General features: G+C 69.2%; 11 protein-coding genes. 5 read left to right on the top strand and 6 right to left on the bottom strand.

What is annotated here, in order from left to right; all coding sequences use genetic code 11:
• Window positions 1-640 precede the first annotated feature (640 nt).
• A complete protein-coding gene (locus IU448_RS11145; protein ID WP_195055501.1) occupies window positions 641-1,414 on the bottom strand; it encodes a glutaminyl-peptide cyclotransferase in 774 nt (257 codons plus the stop codon).
• A gap of 17 nt (window positions 1,415-1,431) precedes the next feature.
• Between IU448_RS11145 and IU448_RS11140 the strand changes: the two genes are divergently transcribed.
• Together IU448_RS11140 and IU448_RS11135 are read left to right on the top strand one after the other, a co-directional pair.
• Window positions 1,432-2,412, top strand: a complete 981-nt coding sequence (locus tag IU448_RS11140) for a DUF3027 domain-containing protein (protein WP_195055500.1) — start codon at window positions 1,432-1,434, stop codon at window positions 2,410-2,412.
• Window positions 2,413-3,115: 703 nt separating this feature from the next.
• Complete coding sequence (locus IU448_RS11135) at window positions 3,116-5,875, top strand: sacsin N-terminal ATP-binding-like domain-containing protein (RefSeq protein ID WP_195056222.1); 2,760 nt, start codon at window positions 3,116-3,118, stop codon at window positions 5,873-5,875.
• 10 nt (window positions 5,876-5,885) lie between these two features.
• Here IU448_RS11135 and IU448_RS11130 read toward each other — a convergent pair whose 3' ends face one another.
• Together IU448_RS11130 and IU448_RS11125 are read right to left on the bottom strand one after the other, a co-directional pair.
• On the bottom strand, window positions 5,886-6,512 hold the full coding sequence (locus IU448_RS11130; RefSeq protein ID WP_195055499.1) for a TetR/AcrR family transcriptional regulator: 627 nt from the start codon (window positions 6,510-6,512) through the stop codon (window positions 5,886-5,888).
• Between the two features lie 114 nt (window positions 6,513-6,626).
• Window positions 6,627-6,866 carry a DUF2530 domain-containing protein gene (locus IU448_RS11125; protein WP_195055498.1) on the bottom strand — a complete coding sequence of 80 codons (240 nt, stop codon included), beginning with the start codon at window positions 6,864-6,866 and terminating at the stop codon, window positions 6,627-6,629.
• Window positions 6,867-6,926: 60 nt separating this feature from the next.
• Between IU448_RS11125 and IU448_RS11120 the strand changes: the two genes are divergently transcribed.
• Window positions 6,927-7,364: a MarR family winged helix-turn-helix transcriptional regulator gene (locus tag IU448_RS11120; protein ID WP_416382983.1), complete on the top strand. Its 438-nt coding sequence runs from the start codon at window positions 6,927-6,929 to the stop codon at window positions 7,362-7,364.
• 43 nt (window positions 7,365-7,407) lie between these two features.
• Here the strand turns inward: IU448_RS11120 and IU448_RS11115 are convergent, their stop codons facing one another.
• On the bottom strand, window positions 7,408-7,824 hold the full coding sequence (locus tag IU448_RS11115) for a YccF domain-containing protein (RefSeq protein ID WP_195055496.1): 417 nt from the start codon (window positions 7,822-7,824) through the stop codon (window positions 7,408-7,410).
• 77 nt (window positions 7,825-7,901) lie between these two features.
• On the opposite strand from IU448_RS11115, the gene IU448_RS11110 reads away from it, so the two are divergent.
• On the top strand, window positions 7,902-8,705 hold the full coding sequence (locus IU448_RS11110; RefSeq protein WP_195055495.1) for a TrmH family RNA methyltransferase: 804 nt from the start codon (window positions 7,902-7,904) through the stop codon (window positions 8,703-8,705).
• A complete protein-coding gene (locus tag IU448_RS11105) occupies window positions 8,702-9,004 on the top strand; it encodes a DUF2537 domain-containing protein (RefSeq protein WP_195055494.1) in 303 nt (100 codons plus the stop codon). The genes IU448_RS11110 and IU448_RS11105 overlap by 4 nt, the downstream gene beginning before the upstream one ends.
• Before the next feature lie 14 nt (window positions 9,005-9,018).
• Here IU448_RS11105 and IU448_RS11100 read toward each other — a convergent pair whose 3' ends face one another.
• Window positions 9,019-9,810, bottom strand: coding sequence for a DUF6928 family protein (locus IU448_RS11100; protein ID WP_195055493.1), 792 nt, complete (start codon window positions 9,808-9,810; stop codon window positions 9,019-9,021).
• A 168-nt stretch (window positions 9,811-9,978) separates the two neighbouring features.
• Window positions 9,979-11,427, bottom strand: coding sequence for a septation protein SepH (sepH, locus tag IU448_RS29380; protein WP_280459125.1), 1,449 nt, complete (start codon window positions 11,425-11,427; stop codon window positions 9,979-9,981).
• Window positions 11,428-11,606 lie beyond the last annotated feature (179 nt).

Genomic DNA, 11,606 nt, shown 5'->3' with positions numbered 1-11,606 from the left:
GCCCACGCGCCCGGCGTATCGGCGTATCGGCGCGCCTCTCGCTCGGATGCGCCGGCACCGGGCCGATCCCGAGCGGGGTAACCGGGGCCGCCGTCACGCGGTGCCCGGCGTGGGCCGGCGGAATCACGGTGGCTGTCTCGCTGCGCTGCGGCGTTCTCCTGCGCGGACCCGGTCCGTTCGTCCCTCCCGGACGCAGCAGTCTCGTGCCCGCTGGGCCGTTGCACCGAACCCCGCGACCCGCCCAGCGCGCCGAACACGCGGGCGAAACGGCTTACTCGCCCCGGCGCGGAAGGTCCGCCGGACACCGGGGGGACCGGGCCCGCCTCATGCGATACGTCGCGATCACAGGCGGGATCGGAATCGTCGAACGGAAGCGGCCGGGTCGGCGGCGGGGTCGGACGGGTGTTGCCGGGGTCCGGTTCGCGATTGCGGTGTGGCACGTTCGGCGGGGGGTAGCGGTCGAAACCTGGGTGCCGCTGGGGTGGCGCAGACTCGCCGGCGGGCCACCGACCGCGATCGGAACCGGAGGGTTCGCGGGAAGTGGGCACTCCTCAATTCTGGCCCACGGCGACCGCGGCGAAACCCCGCCCTGCTCGAGGCGGGCCGAACGTGAGCTCTATCTCTTCCGTGCCGGGCGGTATCAGGCCGGTACGAACCGGACCTCGAAAACGGTCGGCCAGTACTTTCCGGTGATCAGGAATCGATCGGTACCGGGTATCTGCGCGATGCCGTTGAGAACGTCGGTGCCCGCGCGCTGCTCCGCCGGCAGCAGCCCGGCCGCATCGATCACCGACAGGACACGCCCGGTGTCCGGATCGATCCGCAGGATCTGATCGGTGGGCCAGGCGTTGGCGTAGACCGAACCGTCCTCGGCGCATTCCAGTTCGTTCAGGCGGGTATCGGTACGACTGGTCAGTGCGACCGATCCGGTGACGGCGAAGGTCACCGGATCGCGAAAGGTGAGGGCCGCCGACCCGTCGCTCATCACCAGCCGCCCCTCCTGGTGACACAGACCCCAGCCCTCCCCCTGATACGGCACCCGCCGTTTTTCGGCCAGGGTCTGTGGGTCGCGGGCGAAGGCGACCCCTTCCTGCCAGGTGAGCTGCCACAGGATGTCGCCGGCGAGCGTTATGCCCTCCCCGAAGAACGGTGGCGGTAACTCGACACGGGCCAGCTCCGCACCGCTGTCCCGATCGATACTGCGCACATCGGACTGTCCGACCATGCCGGTGCCCTCGTACCGCACCGCACCGTCGATTTCCAGGCCCTGGGTGAAGGCCCCCGGATCGTGTGGATGGGTGGCGAGCACCTCCACAGCACGGCGTTCGGCGCCGTCGTCGGCGTTTGCGCAGGCGCCCGGCACGAGCAGGCAGACCAGTGCGGTGACGACCCAGGTACGCCGAGTGTGCTTCATACGGCAAAATGTAGACCGTGAGCGCAGTATCTGTATCGGACACCGAGGTACGGTCGATCCTGGCCGGGGCCGTCGACCTGGCTCGTAGTGCGCTCCTGGAGCTGGAACCCTCCGGGGTCGGAGCGCATGTCGGCGTCCGCGCCGAAGACGAATGTGCCGCCACGCACTGCTTCGAGGCGACGCTGCCCGGCTACCACGGCTGGCAATGGGCGGTGGTGGTCGCCGCCGCCCCGGACACCGACCGGGTGACGGTGAGCGAATCCGCGCTGCTGCCCGGCCCCGACGCGTTGATCGCGCCGGAGTTCGTGCCCTGGGATCAGCGGGTCCGACCCGGCGATCTCGCCCCGGGTGATCTGCTCGCACCACCGGCGGACGATCCGCGGCTGGTGCCCGGCTACACCGCGACCGGTGATCCGGAGATCGACGAGGTGGCCTACCAGGTCGGGCTGGGGCGTAAACAGGTTCTCAGCCTGGAGGGCCGCGTGGACGCCGCGCAACGCTGGTACGAGGAATACGGCCCCGACAGCGATATGGCGAAGGCCGCACCGGCATCGTGCGAGAGCTGCGGTTTCTACCTGCCGCTCGCCGGGGCGCTACGCGCCGCTTTCGGTGTCTGCGCCAACGCCATGGGCGCCGACGGTCACGTCGTGCACATGGGTTACGGCTGTGGAGCCCACTCGGATACGCCGCTGCCGGCCGGTGCCGGGTCGCCGCTGTACGAGGCCTACGACGATGCCGCCGTAGAGGTCTTCCCGGCCGAATCGCCGAAGCCGGCGGAGGCCGGATCCGCCCCCGTTGCCGAGGCGCGGGCCGCCGTTGAACCGGACACCCGACCGGCGGATCCGGTCGGCCACGCACCGGAGCAGCCGGACAACTCGACCGACACCGCGGTTTCGGAAACCGGCACAGCTTCGGCGTCCACTGCCGCCGCCGCTGCGGAATCGGAAGAAGCCGCCACGCAACCATCGACAGTCCCGAACACCGAATCCAGCGAGTAGACATCGGAATCCTGATTCGAATGCCTCCGGATACTCGGCTGCGAAACGTGCCCGAAGGAAGCCGATCGCTGGTTCGAACCCGGTAACACCGCGAAAGTGCAGGCCGGCCACAGTCGGAGGCCGCCGCCGGCGTTTCGACGACACAAGACGAGCGCTTCCCATCTCGGCTACGGCGGTGCAGGCCCAGCCGACTCGGCAGTGACCGGTGGACACGAGAAGGCGCTGCCGCCGCGCACGCGGCCTGCATCGGAGTGCTCGACGGATCGGGCGCGACCCGGATACCGCCCCCGTTCTGCACGCACCAACCGGACTACGCACTGTGCGGGCGGACGCTGGTTCGACATGTGGTGCATTCACCAGGAAGCACGCAAATGACAACCGCCCAGCCGATGCGCTGTGCCTGTATTCATGACGCGAACCCGTCGGCATCGTCAGCCGACTGCACGGGGCACCCGACGCTGTCGGCTCATCGACCTGTCGGCGATTCTGTAGAGCATGAACACACCTGGCACGCAACGCTGGCGCGTTCGATCCGCGCGGGTGCGGGTTATGCGGGGGGCGGCGGGGACCGAGGCGTGTTCGGCCTGTGGTCGCGGCGACGTACGCTGTGGCGGTGAGCGAGACCGGTGCGGTGGGTGATACGAGCGGACCGGCACATTCGTCCGCGGAGCACGATGCCGCCGATCCCTTCGGCACCGCGCGATTGCGCGCCGGAGTACTGGCGGCCTGGCGGGATTCCCCGACCCGTTTGCGGGAGGACGCGGCGGTCGAAGCGGATCTGGTGCGTGCCGGTTACCGCGACCGGCTGCTCACCGAGCTGGCGCAGAACGCCGCGGATGCCGCTGCCGCGGCGGGGGTACCGGGCCGGGTCATCGTGCGGTGCAGTGATCGGACCCTCTCGATTGCCAATACCGGTGCCCCGCTGGACGTGGCGGGCGTACATGCCCTGACCGCACTGCGTTCCTCCGGGAAAACCGGAGATAGCGGCGAAGTCGGGCGGTTCGGGGTCGGTTTCACCGCCGTGCTCACGGTGAGCGAGGAGATCGAGTTCCGGTCTATCAGCGGATCGCTGCGGTTCTCCCGGGCGGATACCCGCGCCGAACTCACGGCCGCGGGGGTGACCGTGCCGGCGGCGGAGGGCGGGTTCGTGCCACCGGTGCTCCGGCTGGCCTGGCCGCACGCCGAACCACCGTGCGCCGGCGCGGACAGTGAAATCGTGCTGCGGCTGCGACCGGATATCGATCCGGCGGCCCTGCTGGAATCCATGCGCGCCGAGGCGATGGAACTGCTGTTGGAACTGCCCGCCCTGAACGAGATCCGGATCGAGGATTTCCCGGTCCGGTCCACGGTCCGGGATATGGCCGGGACAGATCTGCGCGAGGTACGGATCGACGCGGCCGGGACCGAAACGACCTGGTGGGAGTACCGGACGGCGCGGGCGCGCTGGCTGGTACCGGTACGCGACGGCCGGCCCGTCGCCGCGCGACCCGATGTGCTGCGCGCACCCACCCGCTCGGACGAGGAACTGACCCTGCCGGCACTGCTGATCGCCGATATCCCCATGCAACCCGACCGCCGCCGGCTGCTGCCCGGCTCCCGGCTGCGTGAACTGGCGTCCGGCTACACCGATTTCGCCCGCGCGCTACCGCCCGTATCGCGTCCGGTGCTGATTCCGGCACCGGGTTTCGCCCGCAGCGAGACCGACGGGCTGTTGCGGGAGGCGATCCTCGAGGAGTTGCGTGGCAGCGCTTGGCTTCCGGTGCTCGCGGCGGAGTCCGATGCGGCCGACGGCTCCGGCGAGCGGGTGGCAATACCCACTAGGACCAGTGTTTTCCCCGATCTCACCGCCGAATTGGCCGAGCTGCTCGGTGGTGTGCTCGATCCACTGTTGATCCCGGACCTGTCCGGTGCGCGCTACGCGGACGTGTTGGCGGCGGTCGGGGTACACCGGATCGGAGCGGCGCATGTAGCGGAACTGTCCGCGGGCCTGGATCGGTCGCCGTCGTGGTGGTTCGCCCTGTACACCGCGCTGGAGCCGTTCGTCACCGACCAGTTGACGGTCGAGGAACTCGGCGCGCTGGCGGTACCGCTGGCCGACGGCCGAACGGTCACCGGCCCGCGCACTGTACTACTGGACGACGAACTGGGCGCGCTCGTGGAGCCGGTACCCGTGCATTGGGCGCGTCTGGTGCATCCCGCGGCGGTGCATCCGCTGCTGGGCCGGCTCGGCGCACAGCGAGCGACAGTGGCAGATCTGCTGTCGGATCCCGCGCTGCAGGCAGTCTTGACCGAGCACCCCGACGATCCGGACACGGTGGAGTCGGTTTTGCGGCTGGCGGCGGTGGCCGATCCGACGGCCCTGCCGCCCTGGTTGGGATTGCTCGAACTACCGGACAGCGAGGGCAGTACCAGGCCGGCCGACGAGCTGCTGCTTCCTGATGCCCCGTTGATCGAACTACTGGTACCCGATTCGCCGTTCGGGGTCGTAGCCACCGAAATTGTCGACGAATACGGCGCCGACGCGCTGCGGACGATCGGAGTCGGCTGGGAATTCGGGATCGTCACCGAAACCGATCCCACCGGCCCCGACCATCATCTCGACGATGAGGAAACCTGGTGGGCCGGGCTTTCCGCGGACCCGCCGGAGCTGGTCGCGGTCCGCGATCTGGACCTGGTCGACGATGCGGCCTGGCCGGAAGCGCTGTGGCGGTTGCTGTCCGACGAGCGGACCCGGCCACTGCTCGGTGACGCCGGCGGATACACCGCATGGTGGTTGCGCCGCTATGCCCGGATCGACGGAATCCCGCTGGGCGGCTACCGGCACCCGGCCGATACCGAATTCGCCGGACTGCTGCCGGAACTGCCCATCACCGGACTGTCCGGGCCGGACCTCGACGCGCTCGGTGGCTGCCTGGCCGACCCGGCCTCGCTCGATCTCACGCTCGCCGCAACACTGCTCGAAGCATTGGCGGATCCGGCGAAGGCACCGACTCCGGAAGTGGTCGCGCGGGTGCACGCCCGGCTCGGCGCGGCGGTTCACCGGCTCGATATCACCGCCTTGGATCCGCCCGATCGGGTGCGGGCATTATCGGGCGCGGTGATCGACGCCGGGGACGCGCTCGTGCTCGACAAGCCGTGGTTCGGTCTGGCGGTTCCGCCGGACCGGCTGGTGGTGGCCGATCCCGATACGGCCGGGGAGCTGGCGGTGCTGCTGGATCTGCCCTCGGTTTCGGAGCAGGTGGATGCCGAAGTACTCGACCGCGGCCACGGAACCGACTGGGAAACAGAGCCGCTCGGCGTGATCCTGCGCCGGTTGTTCACGTTACCGCCGCAACCGGGTCTGCTCCGGGTGCACGACGACCTGCGGGTCCGGCTTTCGGGCGCGGTAACGCGTACGGTGCGAGTTCCGTGGTGGCAGGACGGCGATACGGTGCATGTGCTGCGGCCGGGTCCGCCGCACTGACCCGGTATTGCTAGTCGGCGTGTTGCGCCAGCGCGCCGGCCAGTAGATCGAGCTGGGTCCGCACGTTTTCGCTGTCGTCGTCGACCAGCCAACGCAGGACGATACCGTCGATCATGCTCAGCGTGAACCGGGACAGCTGCGCCACCGGCACCTTCCAGGTGCTGCCGGTGGCGTCGCGGGCGTGGTCGAGAATATCGGCGACCGTGGAATCGTTGAAGTCGTACTGCTCCCGCGCGATCGCCAGTTTGGCCGGCGTCTGCTCGCCCTCCCGGAGCGCGTAGGTGGTGGTCTCGTAGGTGAGCAACTGCCGTACCGGGGTGGCCTCGATATTCAGCCACATGAGTTCCAGCCCGGCGCGCAGCAGATCGCGCAGTGCCGTGTTACCGGTACCGGCCTGCTGCCAGAAGGATTCGCCTGTGTCCACTGAATCGCGCAGCTCCATCGACAGCGCCTTGACCAGTTCGGTCATCAGCGCGTCCTTGTTCTCGAAGCAGTAATGCACCACACCTAGCGAGACGCCCGCCGCTTGGGCGACATCACGGGTGGTGACACCCGCGACCCCCTTTTTCTCGGCAAGGCCGATCGCGGCCTCGATAAGGTGGGCCCGTCGTTCTTCGACGCTCAATCGGGAGGACACACGAGCGAGTTTGGCCGCCCGGGTCCCAACAGTCAATTCCCGTCGCGGCCCGCGGGGCCCTGCCGCGCCGACAGCCGTGCGGCCCCGCTGCCTCGGTCTATGCGCGGCCGGTGATCACAATCCCGTCTGCGCGCCCTTGTCGCCGCGGCGCGCGCCGCGGCGCTGTACGACGAAGATCGTGTAACCGAGCAAGCCGACGGCCAGACCCATCAGGCATACCGGCCGCGCCGTCTCCCAGCGATCCCCGCCGAGCCACACGACCACGGTGGCGATCGCGAACAACGCAGACCCCAGCGCGAGTACCGGCCGGGGGTCGGTCAGCCACGGCGGAAACTGCGGGAGCTGCGCATTCATCCGATCAGCGTAACCGCTGTACGCGCGCCGATCCGACGCGTGTCACGTATGGTTCACTCTGTGAATACGGACTCGGATGTGCGGGCGCTGGCCAGCGACCTCTCGCTGGCAGTGGTGCGATTGACGCGGCATCTGCGGGGACGGCGTGCGGAATCGCAGATATCGCTGACCCAGCTCTCGGTTCTGGCCACGCTCGCCGGCGAGGGCGCCATGACGCCCGGTTCGCTCGCGGCCAAGGAACGAGTCCAGCCCCCGTCGATGACGCGGGTGATCGCCTCGCTCACCGATCTGGGCCTGGTGGACCGCGACCCGCATCCGACCGACGGCCGGCAGATCATCGTCTCGCTGTCCCGGGCCGGGCACGCCCTTCTCGCCGAGGAGCGCAGTGCCCGGGAGGCGTGGATGAGCGATCAGCTCGCCGATCTGGAACCCGATCAGCTCGCCGTACTCGAACAGGCCGTGGCGATCCTCAACCAGATAGTCGCCGATTCGGAGTGATCCCGGATACGCCCGCGCACGGGGCCGCCGCCGAGGAACACGGTCAGCGGGCGGTGCCGTAGCTCGTCGCGAAGGGCTGGTCGCTGTCGACTATTTCCCGGCCGAGCGGGAACAGCGCCAGCGGGATGAGTTTGAGGTTCGCCCAGGCGAACGGGATTCCGACGATGGTGACGGCGAGTGCGATGCTGGTGCCGAGGTGGCCCAGGGCCAGCCACCAGCCGGCGACCACGAACCAGATGATGTTGCCGAGCAGGGCACCCGCGCCGGCGCCCGGCTTCTCGACGGTGGTGCGGCCGAACGGCCACAACATGTAGAGGGCGTTGCGCATTGCCGCGACCCCGAACGGGATCGTGATGATGAGGACGAAGCAGATCAGGGCGGCGACGAAGTAGCCGACCGCCATCCAGAAACCGCAGAGGATCAGCCAGAGGATATTGAGCAGCAACTGGATCGGCTTCATAGGTCAAGCATGCCCGAGCGAGACGGTATCCGCACCCACAGCGCAGGCCGGGTGGCGCGGCTTGGCAGGATAGGCACGTGGCCGTGGTTCTCGATGTGGACAGTGCTGCCGATCCACGGGTCGACGATTTCCGGGATCTGAAGGCAGCAGACCGCAGACCCGACCGTCCCGGTGGGCGGGGGCTGGTCATCGCGGAAGGGACCGTGGTGGTGCGCCGGATGCTGGAATCGCCGTTCCGGCCGCACGCCCTGCTCGGTGTCGACAAGCGGTGGCAGGAACTCGCCGCGGACCTCGCCGATTTCGATATCCCGTTCTACCGGGCCCCGGCCGAGGTGATGGCGCAGGTGGTGGGCTTCCACCTGAACCGGGGTGTGCTCGCGGTGGCGAACCGGCCGCCGGTTCGCGATTTCACCGAACTGGTCGCCGAGGCCGCCACGGTCGCCGTGCTCGAGGGGGTGAACGATCACGAGAATCTCGGCGCGATGTTCCGCAATGCGGCGGGATTGGGTGTGGACGCGGTGCTGTTCGGACCCGGCTGCGCCGATCCGCTGTACCGCCGGTCGGTGCGGGTTTCGATGGGGCATGCGCTGCGGGTGCCGTTCGCTCCGGTGCCGGACTGGCCGGCCGGTTTGGATGTGCTGCGCTGCCGGGGTTTCCAGGTGATCGCGTTGAGCCCGGATCCGGCCGCCCGGTCCCTGGCTGCCGTGCTCACCGGCCGGCGGGTGGCGCTGCTGCTCGGCGCCGAAGGTCCCGGTCTCACCGAGGAGGCGATGGCGGCGGCGGACGTGCGGGCCCGGATCCCGATGTCCGCGGGCACCGATTCGCTGAATGTGGCGACCGCCGCGGCAATGGCTTTCTACGAGCGGGTGCGGGCCTCGTGAACCCCGCCGGTCCCGGTTACGGCGGCTACCCCGGTCCGGCCGGTGAACCGACCCCGTGGGCGGCGGGAAGCACGGTCGCCGCACTGGTCGCGGCACTCACCGCTGTGGGTGTGTACGCCTTCGGCGCCGCCTTGGCCCAGGTGCACCCGCTGTTCTCGCTGGCGGTGAACGTGGTCGCGGTGATCGGTATCGCGCCTACCGCGTGGCGCCAGCGGTACCGGCCGGTGACCCGCTGGGTGCTGGCCGGTGCCGGAATCGGTGTCCTGCTCGGCTGGATCGGGCTGCTCGCCGGGATCTGAACCGAACCCGTCGGCTAATTCTCGGCGGGCACCGCGACATCGTGGCCGCGCAGCCAGGACAGCAGTCCCTTGCGTTCGTGATCGACCCGGTTGCGCGGCGGCCGCGGATCGTGGCGCACACCCGTCGGATCGTCCTCGGGGTGGAGCCGGAAACCGCAGACCCGGATATCGCCGGGGGTCACCGTGGGATGGTCCGCATCGGAATCCCGCACATTCGCGTGCCCTGCCGCCGAGGCTGCCGGGAAATATCGGAAACCGAGCCATTCGTAGTTCGCCGTATCCGCGAAACCGGGCGGATCGAACGGCAGGACCAGCGGATCCGGCAGTTCGCCCAGCCGCCACCGGATCGGATGTTCACCGGCCCAGTGCGGCCGCTCCCAGATATGCGGCAGACCCTGGTCCTGCAGGATGTTGAGGCGGGTGGAACTGAATGCCCGCCGCAGTTCGCCGCGTTCCCAATGCGCGAAGGAACCCCAGCCGTACTCGAGATCGAACGACACCAGATAGGTATGTTCCTCGGCCAGCGGCCGCACCAGCAGGTCCGGGATCTCGGTGGGGTGCACCCGCGCCGCGTAAGGGCTGCACAGCAGATTCAGGCCGGGATAGCAACCGATGAACAGCTCATCGGGCTGCGGTCCGGTGGCCTCCCCGAGGGTGACCGATACGGTCGGTTCGACCCCGAGACCGGGATGCAACTGCCGGGCCAGCGCGTACGCCGCGTCCGGGTCGGGGTCCGGATCGGTGCCCAGAACCGCGAGCGGGTCGGGCGTATCGACATACCAGACCGAGGAAATCTTGGACAGCATCCACCCACCTCCGATAGCGCACGAACCGGGTCGTGAACTGCTCGGCGTGCACCTCGGCCGGTATCGGGCAAACCACCCCGGTCGACCGCGTCGCCGTACAGCGGAACTTACTCGCCCGTCCGGGTGGATCGGGCGGTTGTCGCGGGAAACACGCCGGATCGCCGCCGGTCAGTGACCGGAACTGCGTACCCCGAGCAGCACGTCCTCCCACGACGGCATGGGCGCTTTACCCCGTTTGCTGCGTGTGGTGGATTTCGTGGTCTTCGCCGGTGCCTTCTTGGCGGGTTTGGCCGCCGGTTCGGATTCGGGCCGGTTCGCGTCGGCTGCTTCGGATTCGGTGGTATCCGTGTTCCGGGCTTCGCCGGTTTCCGTGGCGGGGACTTCGGAACCGCCCGCCGCTGCGGTTCCGCTGCCGGCCGGCTCTGCGGCGGGCTCGGCCGGCGCCACCACGGCTTCGGCCGGCGGGTCTGCGATTGCCGCGACCGCTGGAGGTGCGGGTGCCGCCTCGGCGGATTCGCTGGTATCCGTGGCAGCCCGGCCGGCGTCCACGGCGGCTCCGCCGGCGTCCCGGCCCGCAGGGGTGCCCGATCCGATGGGCTCCGGCTCGGCCTGCGCGGCGGATTCGGCCGTGGACGGCTCGGAGTCCGCGACGGAGTGGGGGGCCGCGGGGGTGGGATCGGCGGCACCGGGAGCTTCGACCGGCGCGGAAGCAACCGGTGCTTCCGTCGCGGGCGGACGATGGACTTCCGCGGCCGGCGGTCGATACGTTTCGGCCGGAACCGGCGGCGCGGCAGCGGCCGGACTCGTTCCCGCGGGCAGCGCGGCCGCGCCGGTGGACCGGCCGGGAGCGGGCGACAACGGTGCCGGGGCCGGCAGGGTGGCGCTACCGCCGGCAGCGACGGCCCGCTGTTCGTAGTAGTTGTCCACCGCGGCGGGGCGAGCCGGTTCCCGGCGAGGTTCGGCCACAACCGGTTCCGGGGCGGCCGGAGGTTCGGTTTCGACCGGCAGGATCGAGGCGAGCCCGCGCAGGGCCCGGCCGAAGTCCGGATCGATCAGATCGGTGGCCGGGTCGTCGAGCGGGGATACCGTGCCGCCGTGCGCGTCCGGCTGGTAGCGCCAGTGCGCGGCGATCTCGGAACGGCCGTTCTGCCACTGCAATTGCGCGACCCAGAAGCCCTTCTCGTCCTTCCAGGCATCCCATTCGGCATTGTCGAGGGTATGGCCGCGGGCGGTGAAAGCCGCGGTGACCACATCGATCAGGATTTCCACCGCGGGGCCGTCGGGCCGGATCGGATGGGCCTTCTGGGCGAGTTCGGCGGCCCGTGCGCGTTCCAGCAGTACCGGATACGCGAAACGTTCCACCCGGCTCAACGGCATCCCGGATTCCTGGGTCACCTGTTCCACGGAAGCGCCGGCGCGGATTCGAGCCTGGATATCGCGAGGACGCATAGTTGCTTCCATTTCGATCTCTATCTGGCCGAATCGGGCAAGGTCGCCGCGGGCCGCGGCGCGGAGTTTGTCGTCGGCGGGAAGCCGGAATTTCTGGCCACTTTCCGTGTCGACGCACACGATATGGGCGGAGTCGGGCGTCACCCCGATCACTCGAAGTTCACGCACCGTTACCTCCTTATCGCGTCGCTCGCGATACCGCCCACGTTCTGGAACAGTAGTGCACTTCTGGGATTCGTGTGGCAAGACACGCGGCACCGAAATGTACCCTGCGGCCGTCACCTACGGCTAATCTGCTCTATTCCCTTGTGTATCAACTCGATTCCGGGTGATCCCGATGCCGAGGC

The organism is Nocardia flavorosea, assembly GCF_015477805.1.
Taxonomy (GTDB): domain Bacteria; phylum Actinomycetota; class Actinomycetes; order Mycobacteriales; family Mycobacteriaceae; genus Nocardia; species Nocardia flavorosea_A.
The sequence above is the reverse complement of the archived record's forward strand: the minus strand, read 5'-3'. Positions and strand labels throughout refer to the sequence as shown.